The 15831-nt window shown below is 62.0% G+C and carries 19 protein-coding genes; 5 read left to right on the top strand and 14 right to left on the bottom strand.

Going from position 1 to position 15831, the window contains the following annotated elements:
- Window position 1: 1 nt before the first annotated feature.
- Window positions 2–358 (top strand): YigZ family protein, encoded by a 357-nt coding sequence (locus RAK1035_RS03320; RefSeq protein ID WP_008279500.1) that lies wholly within the window; start codon window positions 2–4, stop codon window positions 356–358.
- Between the two features lie 63 nt (window positions 359–421).
- Complete coding sequence (locus tag RAK1035_RS03325) at window positions 422–685, top strand: DUF6455 family protein (RefSeq protein WP_037296779.1); 264 nt, start codon at window positions 422–424, stop codon at window positions 683–685.
- A gap of 43 nt (window positions 686–728) precedes the next feature.
- Here RAK1035_RS03325 and trhA read toward each other — a convergent pair whose 3' ends face one another.
- Window positions 729–1379 carry a PAQR family membrane homeostasis protein TrhA gene (trhA, locus tag RAK1035_RS03330; protein ID WP_008279502.1) on the bottom strand — a complete coding sequence of 217 codons (651 nt, stop codon included), beginning with the start codon at window positions 1377–1379 and terminating at the stop codon, window positions 729–731.
- A gap of 186 nt (window positions 1380–1565) precedes the next feature.
- Here trhA and RAK1035_RS03335 point away from each other — a divergent pair, with 186 nt between their 5' ends.
- Window positions 1566–1946, top strand: coding sequence for a hypothetical protein (locus tag RAK1035_RS03335; protein WP_008279503.1), 381 nt, complete (start codon window positions 1566–1568; stop codon window positions 1944–1946).
- Between the two features lie 39 nt (window positions 1947–1985).
- Here RAK1035_RS03335 and RAK1035_RS03340 read toward each other — a convergent pair whose 3' ends face one another.
- The 8 genes from RAK1035_RS03340 to dctP all read right to left on the bottom strand — a co-directional run bounded on the left by RAK1035_RS03340 (window position 1986) and on the right by dctP (window position 8450).
- Window positions 1986–2942 (bottom strand): 2-hydroxyacid dehydrogenase, encoded by a 957-nt coding sequence (locus RAK1035_RS03340; protein WP_083803297.1) that lies wholly within the window; start codon window positions 2940–2942, stop codon window positions 1986–1988.
- Complete coding sequence (locus tag RAK1035_RS03345) at window positions 2939–3277, bottom strand: tRNA-binding protein (protein WP_008279505.1); 339 nt, start codon at window positions 3275–3277, stop codon at window positions 2939–2941. The genes RAK1035_RS03340 and RAK1035_RS03345 overlap by 4 nt, the downstream gene beginning before the upstream one ends.
- Window positions 3270–4085: a pyrroline-5-carboxylate reductase gene (proC, locus tag RAK1035_RS03350; RefSeq protein WP_037296783.1), complete on the bottom strand. Its 816-nt coding sequence runs from the start codon at window positions 4083–4085 to the stop codon at window positions 3270–3272. The genes RAK1035_RS03345 and proC overlap by 8 nt, the downstream gene beginning before the upstream one ends.
- 42 nt (window positions 4086–4127) lie before the next feature.
- The gene (locus tag RAK1035_RS03355; RefSeq protein WP_008279507.1) at window positions 4128–4628 is read right to left on the bottom strand and encodes a YbjN domain-containing protein; all 501 of its coding nucleotides are present in this window, start codon (window positions 4626–4628) and stop codon (window positions 4128–4130) included.
- Between the two features lie 200 nt (window positions 4629–4828).
- Window positions 4829–5614 (bottom strand): alpha/beta fold hydrolase, encoded by a 786-nt coding sequence (locus tag RAK1035_RS03360; protein WP_008279508.1) that lies wholly within the window; start codon window positions 5612–5614, stop codon window positions 4829–4831.
- Window positions 5590–6891, bottom strand: a complete 1302-nt coding sequence (locus RAK1035_RS03365) for a TRAP transporter large permease (RefSeq protein ID WP_008279509.1) — start codon at window positions 6889–6891, stop codon at window positions 5590–5592. Before RAK1035_RS03365 ends, RAK1035_RS03360 begins: the two co-directional genes overlap by 25 nt.
- A gap of 3 nt (window positions 6892–6894) precedes the next feature.
- The gene (locus RAK1035_RS03370; protein ID WP_008279510.1) at window positions 6895–7398 is read right to left on the bottom strand and encodes a TRAP transporter small permease; all 504 of its coding nucleotides are present in this window, start codon (window positions 7396–7398) and stop codon (window positions 6895–6897) included.
- 62 nt (window positions 7399–7460) lie between these two features.
- Window positions 7461–8450, bottom strand: coding sequence for a TRAP transporter substrate-binding protein DctP (gene dctP, locus RAK1035_RS03375; RefSeq protein ID WP_037296785.1), 990 nt, complete (start codon window positions 8448–8450; stop codon window positions 7461–7463).
- Between the two features lie 192 nt (window positions 8451–8642).
- Between dctP and RAK1035_RS03380 the strand changes: the two genes are divergently transcribed.
- On the top strand, window positions 8643–9527 hold the full coding sequence (locus RAK1035_RS03380; protein ID WP_008279514.1) for a LysR family transcriptional regulator: 885 nt from the start codon (window positions 8643–8645) through the stop codon (window positions 9525–9527).
- Between the two features lie 96 nt (window positions 9528–9623).
- Here the strand turns inward: RAK1035_RS03380 and RAK1035_RS03385 are convergent, their stop codons facing one another.
- From RAK1035_RS03385 to rimO, 5 genes are all read right to left on the bottom strand, one after another.
- Window positions 9624–10883, bottom strand: a complete 1260-nt coding sequence (locus tag RAK1035_RS03385; protein WP_008279515.1) for a glycerate kinase type-2 family protein — start codon at window positions 10881–10883, stop codon at window positions 9624–9626.
- A 63-nt stretch (window positions 10884–10946) separates the two neighbouring features.
- Window positions 10947–11324 carry a thiol-disulfide oxidoreductase DCC family protein gene (locus RAK1035_RS03390; RefSeq protein ID WP_008279516.1) on the bottom strand — a complete coding sequence of 126 codons (378 nt, stop codon included), beginning with the start codon at window positions 11322–11324 and terminating at the stop codon, window positions 10947–10949.
- A gap of 261 nt (window positions 11325–11585) precedes the next feature.
- Window positions 11586–12062, bottom strand: a complete 477-nt coding sequence (locus tag RAK1035_RS03395; RefSeq protein ID WP_008279517.1) for a hypothetical protein — start codon at window positions 12060–12062, stop codon at window positions 11586–11588.
- A 6-nt stretch (window positions 12063–12068) separates the two neighbouring features.
- Window positions 12069–12272: a hypothetical protein gene (locus RAK1035_RS20115; RefSeq protein ID WP_151977135.1), complete on the bottom strand. Its 204-nt coding sequence runs from the start codon at window positions 12270–12272 to the stop codon at window positions 12069–12071.
- A 110-nt stretch (window positions 12273–12382) separates the two neighbouring features.
- On the bottom strand, window positions 12383–13759 hold the full coding sequence (gene rimO / locus RAK1035_RS03400; protein ID WP_037296788.1) for a 30S ribosomal protein S12 methylthiotransferase RimO: 1377 nt from the start codon (window positions 13757–13759) through the stop codon (window positions 12383–12385).
- A gap of 111 nt (window positions 13760–13870) precedes the next feature.
- Between rimO and RAK1035_RS03405 the strand changes: the two genes are divergently transcribed.
- On the top strand, window positions 13871–15808 hold the full coding sequence (locus RAK1035_RS03405) for an AsmA family protein (protein WP_008279519.1): 1938 nt from the start codon (window positions 13871–13873) through the stop codon (window positions 15806–15808).
- Window positions 15809–15831 lie beyond the last annotated feature (23 nt).

Consider the following 15831-nt stretch of genomic DNA (forward strand, 5'->3'; position numbering starts at 1 on the left):
CATGCGGCAGTTAAAGGGCGTCGTCAGCGACCGGGGGTCGACCTATGCGGTCTCTGGCTGCATGGCACAGGACCGCGCGGAAGTAGACGATTTCCTCAAGACCTTGAAGAAAGACAAGAAATTCGCCCGCGCCACGCATAACACCTGGGCTGTGCTGCTCAGGGATGGCACCCCGCTAAAAGGCGACGACGGCGAGGCCGGGGCGGGACAGGTGATCCTACGCATGTTGGAACGCGCCGATTTGCGCGATCATGTGATTGTCGTAACCCGTTGGTATGGCGGCAAGAAACTGGGCGGCGACCGGTTTCGCCACGTGCAGGACTGCGTGCGACTTTACCTTGAGGACGGGGCGATTTGATTCAGGTCAAAGCAGCCCCCCCAAACTCAGGGCACAGTGAGGGCGCAGCAAAGGGGCAATCACATGCAAAGCACTTCAACCTTGAAACGCCACGCGCAATTGGTGGATCGGATGGCCAATAGCTTGGGCGTCGATCTGGAACAGAAAATCATGGAAGGTCAGATGACCTTTGACACCTTGGGCGATGTGGTCTTGGCCTGCACCGGCTGCGTCAATCCCGAGACCTGCGAAAAATGGCTCCAGCAGAACAAGACCGCGACGGCAACGCCGGATTTTTGCCGGAACACTGATGTCTTTTCCCTGCTGATGGCGGGCAAGCACGCCTGAGCGCGCGCGCTCTGGCCCTGATCCAAAACGCCCTTGCGCCCCGTCAGAGGCGGGTCGCGAGGGCCGATGCGATGCCAAGGAAAAAGCACCCGCTGGCAAAGGCCACGAAGAGGTGCCAGATGGCAGTAGCGAACCGCAGGCTCTCCCACCTGTAAAACACCACCCCAAACGTATAAAGCAGCCCCCCCGCCAGCAACAGCGCAAGGCTGTGTGCCGGAAGAATCGGCGTAAGCGGGATAAACAGCGCCACGCCGATCCATCCCAGCGCCACATAGGGCAACCATCCCGTTGGCATCTGCCCGCGCTTGGCCCGGATCTTGGTCGCGGCCCCAAAGATGGCAAGCACCCAGACCAACGCAAGCACCACATAGCCAAAGGCAGTGCCCAAAAGCACGCTGAGCGGCGTGAAGGTGCCCGCAATTTTCACATAGATCGCAGCATGATCCAGACGGCGCAAAATGGGCCGCGCGGCGGTATGGGCATAAAGGTGATAGGCCGCCGAGGCCCCCAGCATCATCAAAAGCGCACCGGAATAGACGATGGTCGAGGCCAGCGTCACCCCGTCCATGCGCAGCGCCCACATGGCGAATAGCACGGCAACACCGGTAAGCGCCGCCAGCAGACCAGCAATATGCACCGCCCCGTCAGCAAGACGTTCGGCACGGGAATAGGCAGGATAGGACATATCGATCATCCGGTCTGTTTGGCAGAAGAGTATTAATTTTTCTATGCGTTGTCTCACGATATGGCCGGAGTTTTCCAAAATTCTTGATGTTTTGAGCGTGACGTTGCGGCAATCCCAAGACAGCGTGCCCTAGAATCGAGTCGCACCCCGCCGCAGGATTTGCGATACTGCCCTCTGAAATAAAGGAGTGTGATCATGCAACGCCGTCATGTTCTGGGTCTGGTGAGCGCCGGAATGCTCGCCCTTGGCTGGCCTGTCGCAGCACAGCCCACGCAGATGAACGCGGCCGAAATCACCGCGCTCTTGTCCGGCAACACCATTGTCGGAAGCTGGTCAGGCACTGACTATCAGCAGTATTTTGCTGCCGATGGCAGCACGGTCTATATGCTGGGCGATGGCCGCCGCGACGATGGACAATGGCGCGTAAACGCCGAAACCAACGACTATGAAAGCTGGTGGCGCAGCACCGGCTGGACCCCCTACGCCATGGTGCGCACCGAGGCAGGCGGCTATGCCTGGATCAATGGCGACCGGCTCGAACCCTTCGAGATTCTGAACGGGCGCCAGATCGAGTAAGCGCCCGCGCCCTAAAAGCGCGAGCGACCTTTCCCAAACTCAGTTCACCAGATTGGGCGGCGTTTCCCCGGCAAAAAAGGCGCGAAGGTTTTCGACCGCCATCAGCCCCATCGCCTCGCGCACCTCAAGCGCTGCGGTGCCCAAATGCGGCAGAAGCGCGACATTCTCCATCGCCTTGAGCGCGTCCGGCACAATAGGTTCACGCTCGTAAACATCGAGACCCGCCCCGGCGATGCGCCCCTCTTGCAAGGCCGCAATCAGCGCCGCCTCATCCACCACATCGCCCCGCGCGATATTGATGAAATGCGCGGTCGGGCGCATCGCGGCAAACACCTCGGCATTGATAAGATGCCGGGTTTCCGCCCCACCGGGCACCGCCACAACAAGAATATCCGCCGTGGCCGCAACCTCTTCGATCGAGCCAAGCTGGCGCGCGTCGAAATCAAGCGGCTTGGCCGAGCGGTTGTGATAGACAACCGACATGCCAAACCCGAAATGGCAGCGCTTGGCAATCGCCTGCCCGATGCGGCCCATACCGATGATCCCCACCGTCTTGCCACTCACATGCAGGCCCAGCATCTGCGTCGGGTTCCAACCCGGCCATTTGCCAGCGCGCACCAGCCGCTCGCCCTCGCCCGCGCGGCGCGCGGTCATCAGCATCAGCGTCATGGCGATATCGGCGGTGGCATCGGTCACGGCACCGGGCGTATTGCTGACCGCGATGCCCATGGCACGGGCGGCGGCGACGTCGATATGGTTATAGCCCACGCCAAAATTGGCGAGGATACGACAGCGAGAATTCTCAGCCTCGGCAAAGACATCGGCCTGAAACATATCGCCCAGCGTCGGCAAGATGCCATCATAAAGCGCCAGCGCGCCCCGCATCTGGCCCGGCTTGAGAGGAGTATTGTCGTCGCGTATTTCTACGTCGAAATGGCGGCGGGCCTCTTCAAGCACGCGGTCGGGCATGGGGCGGGTGACAAGTATCCGTTTCAATGCAGTCTCTCTCCGATGGGAACATCTTGGTCAGGGCGTATCAGAACGATATCGCCATTGCTATCGCTCAGCCCCAGCACAAGGATTTCCGACCGGAACTTGCCGATCTGACGGGGCGGGAAATTGACCACCGCCAGCACCTGACGGCCAATCAGCGCCTCTGGCGTGTAATGCGCGGTGATCTGGGCGCTTGATTTCTTCTCACCGATCTCGGGGCCGAAATCGACCCAGAGCTTGATCGCAGGCTTGCGCGCCTCGGGATAGGGTTCGGCGCGGGTAACGCGGCCCACACGAATATCGACGGCAAGAAAATCGTCAAAACTGATCTCAGCCATTGCGCAGCGCCTTGGACCGGTCGGTCGCGGCGGCGACGGTTTTCAGCATCAGAGGCGGTAGGCCCGTGTCAGGATGCATCAGCACCTCTAGCCCCGCCTGCGTCGTGCCATTGGGGCTGGTGACGTTCTGGCGCAACTGCGCCGGGGTTTCCTCGGCGGCCTCGGCCAAGGCACCGGCACCGGCCACAGTGGCCTGCGCCAATTGCATCGCCAACTCGGGCGCAAGCCCCTGCGCCTCGCCGGCCTTGGCCATACATTCGATCATATGGAACACATAGGCCGGACCAGAGCCAGAAAGGCCGGTCACGGCGTCCATCTGATCCTCATGGTCAAGCCGCACCACCTGCCCCACCGCGCGCAACAACGCTTCGGCAAGGTCGAGATGCGCGGCGCTGGTTTGGGTATTGCCGATGATGGCGGTGATCCCGCGCGCCACGGCGGCGGGGGTGTTGGGCATGGCACGGATGATCGGGGTCTTGTCCCCCAGCACGGTTTCAAACCCCGCAATCGGCGTGCCTGCGGCCACCGAGATGAACAGCGTCGTGCCATTGCCCATCGCGGCAAGGCTGGGCAGGGCCGCGCCCATCATCTGCGGCTTGACCGCGACAAGAACGATAGCGGGTTGGCCGGGCAGGTCGGTGTTAAGATGCACGCCGGTGCCGCGCAGCCAGTCAGAGGGGTTGGGGTCACTCACCCAAACCGACGCGGGCGGCAGCCCGCCCGCCAGCCAGCCTTGCAACATGGCGCTGCCCATCTTGCCACAGCCCAGTAAAACAAGGCCTTTTTCGGCCAGATCGTCCATCGTCATGGTGGTGCCCCCGCTCATTCCCGTGGTTTGCGGGGGACAGTGTTACGCGCGACCGAAGGCCTCTGCAATGGCGACCTGCATCGCATCGCGGGGCGATTGATCGCCCCAGATCGCAAGTTGCAGCGCCGGGTAATAGCGCTCGGCGCTCGACACGGCGGCATGCAGCATCGTGTCGATCTGCTCGGGGCTGGCCACCTGCCCACCGGCAAGCACGAGACCATAGCGATAGACCATAAGTTTCTGTTCGGCCCACCAGGTAAAGGCACCGGCCCAGCACTCATCATTGATTTCATTGAGGATTTCAAAGAGCACGGGCAGTTTCTCGGCGGGCGGCTCCATATCGAAGGTGCAGACAAGACGCAGGGTCTCATCATAGCCGGACCACGCGAGGGTCAAGGAATAGGTGCGCCACTGGCCTTCAACAGCCATGGCAATCTGATCGTCGCCGATACGGTCGAACTCCCAGTCATGGTGCTCTGCAATATGTTCAACAATATCAATGGGGTGTATGTCGTCATGCAAGAACTGCTCGGAAAGTGCCATGGCGCCGCCTCATTTGCTGTAGCGCGGGGGTGGCGTTGCACCCCTAGCGCTAGGTGCCTGCTCTACGGACGGGGGCCATTCCCCTCGTCCATACAATATATGGTGCGAGGTTTAGCGCCGCCTGTAAAGCTATTTGTTGAGGGGGGAAGCAATATATTGTGGATGGAATGGGAAGGTGCCGCAAGGGAGGGCAGTGCGTGTCACCCTCCCACGAAATCCTCGACCAGCGCGTGAAAGAGGCTCGGCTTTTCCAGATGCACCGCATGGGCGGTGCCCGGCACCACGGCCAGCACGGCATCGGGCAGCCCCTGCCAGAGGGTTTCGACCTGCGGCCAGCGATAGGACCGATCGCCGTCACCCCAAAGCACGAGGGTCGGCATGGTCAGGCGGCCAAGCGCGCCGCGCCCATCCCAATCGCTCATCGCGTCGAGGCCCGCCAGCGCTGCGGCCTCAGTAGCCTGCGCGCCCAGTTCGGCCACAATCTCGAACCCCTGCGCCGCGGCCCCTTTGCGAAACCACGTGGCCCCGATCCGCCGGATCGTCTGGGCCACGCCATCGCAGCGGATCCGTGCCCGCGAGGTGTCGAGCGGCTCGAACCGATCCGGCATGGCCCCCAAGGGCCCAGTGCCATAGAGGATCAGCCGCGCGATCCGGTCAGGATGGGTGGCGGCTATTTCCTGCACGATCATACCGCCCATGGAATGCCCCAAAAGGGTGATCTGCCCCAGCCCCAGCTCGTCCAAAAGCTCGACCACTGCCGCGCCGAATGTGGCGATACGTTTCGCAGGCGGCAGGCCCGCTGACCCGGCATAGCCCGGCAGATCAGGGGCAATCACATCAAAGCGGTCGGAAAAGCGGGCAATCTCGGCCTGCCATTGCGCCGACCCGCCCAGATAGCCATGCACCAACACCAGCGGCGTGCCCGCCCCCGCCCGCCGATAGCTAAGGCCGTTGCGCGCAATCAGCGCATCTGTTCGGGCAACCACAACGCAATCTCCGGCATGAGGATGAGAAGGACAATCAAGAAAACAAGCGCCCCGATGAACGGCAGGCAGCCAATGATCACATCGCCAATGCTGACCTGCCCGCGCCCAATCCCTTGGATGACATAGAGATTGAGCCCCACAGGTGGCGTGAGCACCGCAATCTCCATGGTGATCGTATAGACCACCCCAAACCAGATAAGGTCGAACCCGGCGGCGGCCATCAGCGGAAAGATCGTGGGCAGGGTGATGAAGGTCATCGAGACAGGTTCAAGAAACATCCCCAGCACGATGTAAAAGATCAACACAATGGTCAGCACCACATAGGGCGAAAGATCAAAGCTCAGAAAAAGCTCGGTGAATTGCTGCGGCACGCGGTAGTAGGTCAGCACAAAGCCAAAAAGCACCCCCGCCGATAGAAGCAGGCCCAGATACCCCATGGTCCGCATGGTGGCAAAGAGCGAGTCCTTGAACCCCTGCCAAGTCAGACCACCCACGCCAAAGGCGAGGATCACGGTCAAGAGCGCCGCCACCGCCGCCGCCTCTGTCGGCGTGGCGATACCGGCGTAGATCGCCACGGTGATCACCAGACCGATCAGGCCAATGGGCGCGATAGTGGCAGCAATCTGAAGGATTCCCATTTTCACCGCATCCTCGCGGTCGGGAATATCGCCCGGCTTCAAAATACCCCAGACCAACACCACAATCGAAAAACAGGTCACAAGGATCAATCCGGGAATGACGCCCGCGATGAAAAGATCCCCAATGCTCTGATCGGTGACGATGCCGTAAAACAACAGGATCAGCGATGGCGGCAACAGCACGCTCAGCGTGCCCCCCGCCGCCAGCACGCCGGACGACAGCCGCTTGCCATAGCCCAGCCGGAGCATCTCCGGCAAAGCCACGCCGCCAATGGTCAGCGCGCCGACCATGGACGAGCCACAGACCGCGCCAAACCCCGCGCAGGCCCCGATAGAGCCATAGGCAGCAGAGCCGCGCACGCGCACCCCTTGATGCAGGAATTGATAGAGATTGGGGCCGATATTGGATTTGCCGATCAACTCGCCCAAGAACACAAACAGCGGCACCGCAAGCAGGATATAGTCGATCCAAACACCCCAGAGCTTCAACTCTGCCGATGCGATCGAGGTCTCAAAGGTCTGGATTTGCCACAGAAACGGCAGCGAGGCCGCCGCCAGCGCAAAGGGGATCGGCACCCCCGTTGCGATCAGAAACATCAAAAGACCCAAAAGGCCAAGGCCGACTTCATACCATTCCATCGTTCAGACCTCCGCCGCCGGGGTGCGCAACAGCCGCACCAGCCGCAGCACCGCGTAAATTGAGAAAAGCACCAGCGCCAAGGCCCCCGGTGCCCAGAACGCATAGCGCGGCCAAAGCAGGATTTCCGACGACGCCCCTGAATTGAATGACCGGATCGTGGCGCTCACGCCCGCCAAAGAGAAAAACAGCCCCACCCCCAACATCACGCAGAGATTGAACACGGCCACCGCCTTGCGCAGACCGGCGGGCAGGGTATCGGTCAGCATCGTGACCTTGGGATAAGCATCCTCGCGCATCGCATAGGCAAGGCCCGCAAAGGCCACCGGGAAAAGCAAAAGCGCCGTGGCCTCTGTCACGATCCGGTCCGGCGCATTCAGCACATAGCGGGTAAAGACGCCGTAGCTGATCCACACCATCTGCACGAGCACCACCACGGCCCCCGCCCCCGCGAGCCAGATAACCGCGCGCTCCACATGGCCAATCCATCGGTCAAGACCGCTTTGCATGGCGTGCCTCCCTGTGCAAAAAAGGTGGCCCCCCGCATGGATGACGCGGGGGACCTGTCAGATCACGGCGCGTGCTGCGCAAAGAGGTCGCGGATTTTGCCAGCCAATTCCGGCCCGCAGGCCGCATCAACGGTCTCGTCCCACTTGCCCTGCACGCTCTCGATCAGCGCCATCCGCTTGTCTTCGGGGATCGCCACCGCCGCACCACCGCCTTTCATCACCGCATTGCCAACGCGCTGATCCACCCAATCCTCATAACGGGGCTTGAGCCATTCCTCGGTTTCCTTGGCGGCAGCCATCACAGCGGCTTGTTCGTCGGCGGTCATGCCGTCGAACTTTTCCTTATTCATCATGTATTGGATATTGCCGTAAAACAGGCTCGCCTTGACCATATAGGGCATCACATCCCACAGCTTCCAACTGGAATAGGTGGCAACCCCCATGTTGATCCCATCAACCACACCACGCTCGGCGGATTGAAACACCTCCTTGGGGGCCACAAACACCGGCGCGCCGCCCCATGTCTCGATCATCAGGCTGACCAGCGGGCCGATGGACCGCACCTGCTTGCCCGCAAGATTGCCCAGATCGTCAATCGCATCTTCAAACCACCATTCCTGATCGTAGGAATAATTCGAGTTGAACACCGGCACGAGGTTGATCGCCGCCGCCTCATCGCGCACCAGATCGGCATAGGCAGCGTCCATCTCGATCTGCCCCTCCAAATCCACCGCCACCGGATAGAGCGAGGTCACACGGTAACAGGGCAACCGCTCATCGGCAGGCATCCAGCTCATGTCCGACACACCGCCCTGCACCGCATCCACACCCTCAGACCAGCCATGCAGCGTGGCAGATGGGAAAATCTGCACCTCAACGCTGCCGCCGGTCTTTTCCGCGACCAATTCGGCAAAATGCACAAAGCCGTCATAGCGGATATCGGACTCGTTCACATAGGTGGATAGCCGGATCGTGGTCTCGGCCATGGCAGGCATCGCCACCGTCAGCCCAAGCGCTGTGGTGGCAATCAGTGCTTTCAACGAAGTTCTCATGTCTTTCTCCTTGTTGGATGCATCTTTTTTGGTGCAGCGCGAGACCGTTCTTGCGGTCTTCGTCCTTTGGTCTTGGCTGAAATGCTAGGACAGACCCCCACGAGTCGGCCAATTCAAACATCTCATAAAACTATTCCGATCTTGCATGGTTACCTCGACTGGCGCAGTCTGGCGACAAAAAGGGGGGCGGAAATGGATATCAACTGGCTGCGCGATTTCGTCTGTCTGGGGCGCACACTGAATTTCACCCGCGCCGCAGAGGAACGCAACATCACGCAATCCGCCTTTAGCCGCCGCATCAAATCGCTCGAGGCGTGGATCGGCGTGCCGCTGATCGACCGCGCCAGCTATCCGGTGCAATTGTCCGAGGCGGGGCGGCAATTCCTGCCAGTCGCGCAACAGACGGTGGCGGATCTCACCGATACCCGTCAGGCAATCCGCGAACGCGCACGCGGCCATGCCAGCTTTCAACGCTTTGCGGCATTACACGCCATTTCCGTCAATTTCCTGCAACCGCGCATGGCGGCATTGGAACGCGAGTATCCCGAAATGCGCACGCGCGTCATTTCCGACAGCCTGACCGCTTGCTGCCAGTTGCTCAGCGAAGGCGGCTGCGAATTCCTGCTCTATTACCGGCATCAGGACGTGGCCCCGATCCTTGACGAGACCCGCTTCAAGCGCAAGGACATCTGCGAAGAGCGTCTGATCCCGGTGGCCCAGCACGAGGCCGCCGCGCGCAACGGCTGGTCCCTGCCACCGCGCGCAGGGCAAGAGCTTCCGTATCTCAGCTATGATCCCAACACCTTCCTTGGCACCGTGGTCGATCAGACCATCGGCAACCGCCGCCCGGCACTTGACCTGCGCTACATGGATGCCTTGGCCGAGGCATTGAAGCGGCGCACGCTTGCGGGCGCTGGGCTGGCGTGGCTGCCAGAGTTTTCGATCCGTCAGGAACTGGCCGACGGCACGCTGGTCCGCCTTGGCGGGCGCGACTGGACCGCGACCATGACAATCTCGCTCTTTTGCTCGCCCGAGCGGCTGGATAATCTGGGCCGCACGATCTGGGATCAGTTTTAGGGCGCAGTGCGCCCCATCGAAATCCCGCCCGTCCCGGGCTTGACCCGGGACCTCACCGAGGCGATATGCACCCGATCAGACGCAAGGTGCTGTAACCTAAACAGGCGCAATCAGGATGGCGCGGAAATCGTTGACATTGGTCAGCGTTGGCCCTGTCACCACCTGCCCGCCAACGGCCCCGAAAAACCCATGTGCATCGTTGATCGCCAGGGCCTGCGCAGGGTCAACCCCGGCGGATTGGGCCTCAGCCAGCGTGTCCGGCCCGATCACCGCCCCCGCCACCTCGGCGGCGCCATCGACGCCATCGGTGTCACAGGCCAGCGCGTGAATACCCGCCGCCCCCTGCAAGGCCAGCGCCAAGGCCAGCGCATATTCCGCATTGGGCCCACCCACACCATCGCCCCGCCGCGTCACCGTCAATTCACCGCCCGACAGCAGCAGCATAGGTGCCGCCCCCGGTGCCAAACCCGCCTGCACCTCACGCGCAAGCGCGGCATGATCGCGCGCCACATCGCGCGCCTCACCCTCCAGCGCATCGCCAAGGATTTGCACGCTGATCCCTTGGGCGCGCGCCACCTCTGCCGCAGCCTCCAGCGATTGCACCGGGGCGGCATAGATCACATTCTCAACCCGGCTCAGCCGTGCATCCCCCGGCGGCACCGCGCCGCTCTGCCCGGCCAACACCGCCCGCGCCGACGCGGGCAGATCAATGCCATAGCGCGCCACGATCTTCAGCGCGTCATCGCGCGTGCTGCCCTCGCCCACCGTCGGCCCCGATCCGATCATCGCCGGATCATCCCCCGGCACATCGGAAATGAGCAGCGCATGCAGCCGCGCCGGATAGGCCGCCGCCGCCAATTGCCCGCCCTTGACCCGGCTCAGATGTTTGCGCAGCACGTTCATCTGCCCAATCGGCGCCCCCGAGGCCAAAAGCGCGGCATTGACCGCCTGCTTGTCCTCCAGCGTCATCTCGCCCGCAGGCTGAACAAGCAGCGACGACGCCCCGCCAGAGATCAGCGCCAGCACCATATCGCCCTCGCCCAATCCCTCGACCAGTTGCAGCATCCGCGCCGTGGCCGCCAGCCCGGCGGCATCGGGCACCGGATGCGCCGCCTCGACAATCTCGATGCCCTGACAGGGGCGCGCATAGCCATAGCGCGTGATCACCAGCCCCTCGCACGGCCCCCATTCCGCCTCGACCGCCTCGGCCATGCGCGCACTCGCCTTGCCCGCGCCGATCACCACGACACGGCCCTCAGGGCGCGCAGGCAGATAGGGGGCAAGGCTTTGCATCGGGTCGGCTACGGCCACCGCCCGGTCAAACAGGCGGCGCAACAGGCTCTGGGGATCGGTCATGTTTCTGGGGTCTCCGCGTCTCTCGCGCGCACCCTATCGCGGGGCGCGACCCTGCGAAAGCCCTCAGGACGCGGCGCGCTTGGCTTCTCGTGCCAGATGCTTGGCATAAAGACGCGGTGCGAGAACCCGCTCGTAAATCAGCGAGGCCACCTGCCGCAATCCCGGCAAGGCCACGATCCGCGCCGCCCAACGATAGCGCGGCAAAGCAGCCCAGAGCGCCGCAAACGCCTCAACACCAGAGAGCACGCGCCCATCCTGCCGCACATGCAACCGCCGCGCCGCCTGATCCGGGTCAATCCCCCACTGCTCCAACCCGCCCGCGTTGAGATCCTGAAAAGTCACAGGCAATCCCTTCGCCTCCACATACCCCGCATAATGCGCAATCTCCGCCCGGCAGACGGGACAGCGGGCATTATAAAGCACTTGGGTGTGTTGGGTCATCGCGGGCCTCCTGTGGAGGGGAGGTAGGGTGACAGGCAGGCAGGGGAAGAGGCGCAGAATGTCGCGCTTGCGAGCACAACCCTTTCACACGTCATTCCCGCGAAAGCGGGACTCTCCAGCCTCGCAAGAGATCCTCGGGTCAAGCCCGAGGATGACGGGGGCGAAGGGTGCGGGGTGATGACGCGCGCTCGGCGGGCCGCAGTCTGGCGAAGCAGCCCTGATAGAGCTACGAATTTTTCAGCACCCGGTTGCAAACTTCTGTCATGGCGAATGGACAGGCAGCAGTTCGCGCACGCCATCTATGACATCAATCCCGAACAATCGAATACCTATTGCCAAAAGTATCAATGCCGCTGTCGTTATCAGAGTTGATATCAGGCCGGAAACGATCTGCTGTTTAAAGGAGCTTTGTTGCTCAATGGATGCCGCCGCTTTCTCAATTCGCGTGGTAATGGCCCCAACTTCAATCTGCGGCGTTGCATCTTCGATCGACTGATTTGCGAAGGCAATCAATATATCCTGAGCGTCTTTCCTGTATCTTGCAAGCTGATCTGTGGTGCAAACGGCACGCGCGAACTGTGCATCATCCTCAGGAGTCGGTGGTTTACCATTTTCGGCCTCGAAGTCCTTGGCCCACATCCGCTTATGACGCTTATACAGCCCATAAGCCGCAAGAGCTTCAATGTCATCCTCACCATCCTGAGTGAGCAGGTCAAAGACCTTGTTCTTGAATGACATAAGGTATCATGCAGGCTGCTTGGCTTTGCTAAAAGCAGAAGCTGCCGCCCTTTTAGCTGATGCATAACTCCGCTTGCTCATTGAAACGACGATTTTACCTGACGGCGCCGTCCTACGAACGAATGTGCCATCTGTCGCATGACCAGTTTTTTGAACGCGGAAAACGGGAGTATCTGATTGTCGCTTTTTCATTTTGAAACTGCCCATCATGGATGCTCATGTAGATAATATAGCGTCTGAATTACATGATTACACTTGAATTATTATCAAACACTTAATTGCCGAAAAGAATATCCCAGAACTGCCTACCCTCAGGCTCCCTACTCCCCCAACCTCCCCCACAAATCATACTCCCCCGCCTCATCTACGACGACCGAAACGATATCCCCAACCGACACCTCCTCTGTCCCCTCATCAATAAACAGGTTCCCGTCGATCTCCGGCGCATCCGCCTTGGTGCGGCAGGTGGCGATGCCGTCGGCGTCGATCTCGTCCACGATCACCTCCATGCGCTGCCCCACCTTGGCCGCCAGCTTGGCCTCGGAAATCGCCTGCGCCTTTTCCATGAACCGATCCCAGCGCTCTTGCTTGACCTCGGCCGCCACATGATCGGGCAAGGCATTTGACCGGGCCCCGGCGACATTCTCATATTGAAAACAGCCCACCCGGTCCAACTGCGCCTCATCCAGCCAGTCCAGAAGCGTCTGAAACTCCGCCTCGGTCTCGCCCGGATAGCCCACGATAAAGGTCGAGCGCAGGGCGATCTCGGGGCAATCCCGCCGCCATGCCGCGATCTCGTCCAATGTCTTGGCCGCCGCCGCAGGCCGCGCCATGCGCCGCAGCACCTCGGGATGCGCATGCTGGAACGGAATATCCAGATACGGCAGCACCAGCCCTTCGGCCATCAGCGGAATGAGATCGCGCACATGCGGGTAGGGATAGACATAATGCAGCCGCACCCAAGCGCCCAATCCCCCCAGATCCCGCGCCAGATCGGTGATATGGGCGCGGTGCCCCCGCTCTTCGGCGTGGCGGATATCAACGCCATAGGCCGAGGTATCCTGCGAAATCACCAAGAGTTCCTTGACGCCGCTTTCCACCAGCTTGGCCGCCTCGCGGATCACCGCATGGGCCGGGCGGCTCTGCAACTTGCCGCGCATATCGGGGATGATGCAGAATTTGCACTTGTGGTTACAGCCCTCGGAAATCTTGAGATAGCTGTAATGCCGCGGCGTCAGGCTGACACCAGAGGCGGGCAAAAGATCAATGAAAGGATCAGGGCTGGGCGGCACCGCCAGATGCACGGCATCCAACACCTGCTCATATTGATGCGGGCCGGTCACGGCCAAGACGCGCGGATGCACCCCGGTGATATACTCGGGCTCTGCCCCCAAGCAGCCCGTCACGATCACCCGCCCGTTTTCGGCCAGCGCCTCGCCAATCGCCTCAAGGCTCTCGGCCTTGGCGCTATCAAGAAAACCGCAGGTGTTGACGATCACCGCATCCGCCCCGGTGTAATCGGGCGAAATGCCATAGCCCTCGGCGCGCAACCGCGTCAAAATCCGCTCACTGTCCACCAGCGCCTTGGGACAGCCAAGGCTGACCATGCCGATGGTCGGCTGGCCTGCGCGGGGCGTGTCAGTCAAACGCGCACGCGGCGCAAGATCGGGGCGGAGGGTGGGAGGGTTCTGAGCCATGGGCGCGATATAGCTTGCCCCCGCCCGCCCGCAAAGCCCAAAAGCGGTTGCCCCGCCCCATGCCACACGCCTAGACTATGCCCGAGACAAGCAGGCAAAGGGGGCGATGCCATGCGCTGGATATTCCGGGCCTTGGGGCTGGTCATGGTCATGCTGGCCATCGTCCTTGGTGCGCTCTTTTTCCTGCCGGGCGAGCGGATCGCGCGCATCGCCGCCGATCAGATAACCAAGGCGACGGGCCGTCAGGTCACGATGTCCGGCGACACCAAGATCAGCTTTTATCCCATCCTCGGCGTGTCCACCGGCGCGGTTGAAATCGCCAATGCCGATTGGTCCGACGCAGGCCCGATGCTGCGCGCCGACAGCCTCAAGATCGGGGTGGAACCACAGGCGCTCTTTGGCGGCGATATCCGCATCACGGGGCTAGAGGCGGTCAATCCCGCGATCCGTCTGGAACGCGCCCGCGACGGGCAGGTGAATTGGGAACTGGGGGTCGAAGGCGTGGCCCCCTCGGGTCAATCCGATGGCCCCCTTGCCACCTCCAACCGCCTCGCGCTCACGCTTGACCGCGCGCTCATCACCGGTGCCAGCCTCAGCTATACCGATCACGCCACCGGCACGGTGCAGGCCTTCTCGAACTTGGATTTCGACCTGCGCTGGCCCGATTACGATGGCACCGCCACCTTTGAGGCGGTGCTGCGTCAGGGCAGCGCCCCCGTCACCCTCGCGGGCCATCTCGATCAGGTGGGGCAATTCATCGACGGGGCTGTCACCGGCCTGTCGGCACGGCTATCGGGGCCGGGGGGCAGCGTGGCCTTTGCCGGGCGCGGCGGGGCGCAACCGCAACTCCAGGGGCGGCTCGACATCGACCTTGGCGATACCGATGCCTTTCTGGCGGCCCTTGGCCTTGACCGGCTGGAATTGCCCCCCAGCCTTGGGGCCAGCATCAAGGGCGGCACGGATCTCACCCTCACTGATGCGCTCGATCTCTCGCTGCGCAATCTAACGCTGAACCTCGGCGGCAATGCCATTGCCGGGGCCGCCGATATTGCGCTTGGCGGTGACGTGCCACGCATCAACGCCCAGATCAACGCAGGCGCGCTTGACCTCTCACGCTTTGCCGGGGCCGACAGCACTGGATCGGCCAGCCCCGACAGCGGCTGGTCCACCAGCCCGATCGACGCCAGCGCCCTTGCCCTCGCCAATGGCGAAATCGCCCTCGTCGCCGATAGCGTCAATCTGGGCGATCTGAAACTGGGCAAGACCCGCAGCTTGATGACACTCGACCGCGCCCGCGCCGTGTTCGAATTGCGCGAATTGCGCGCCTATGACGGGCTCATCACCGGGCAGTTCGTGGCCAACAACCGCTCTGGCCTTTCGGTCGGTGGCACGCTCAATGTGAGCGACCTCAACCTCGAACGGTTCTTGACCGATGCCGCAGGCATCACCCGCTTTGCCGCCGCCGGCAACGGCGAGGTAGAGTTTCTGGGCGTTGGCAATTCGGTGGATGCGATCATGCGCTCGCTTTCGGGCAAGGGCAGCTTGCGCACTGGGCGCGGCGTGATCTCGGGCATAGACCTTGACCGGCTCATGCGCGCGGGCGATGTGACGGGCGGCACCACGATCTTTGACGCCATGACCGCCAGCTTTACGATGGCGGACGGTAATCTCATCAACCAAGACCTCGCCATGAAACTGCCCCTCGCCCGCGCCTCGGGCCAAGGGCGTATCGGGCTTGGGGTGCGCGATATCGACTATCTCTTTACCCCCGTGCTGCTCGAGGGCGAGAACACGCGCGGCCTAGCCATCCCGGTGCGGATCGAGGGGCCATGGGCCAATCCGCGCATCAAACCGGATCTGGAAAAAGCGGTGCGTATGAACCTCAAGGCCGAGCGCGACAAGCTGGAGCAAGAGGCCAAGGACCGGCTGGAACGCGAACTGCAAGAACGCCTCGACCTCGCCCCGCAAGAGGGCCAGAACCTTGAAGATGCCTTGCGTCAAAAGATCGAGGACAAGGCCGCGCGGCAACTGCGCAAGCTCTTCGAATGAGGCGCGCGCAGAATTGAGTATTT

Origin of the sequence: Roseovarius sp. AK1035 (assembly GCF_003288315.1) — a bacterium.
Lineage (GTDB): Bacteria > Pseudomonadota > Alphaproteobacteria > Rhodobacterales > Rhodobacteraceae > Roseovarius > Roseovarius mucosus_A.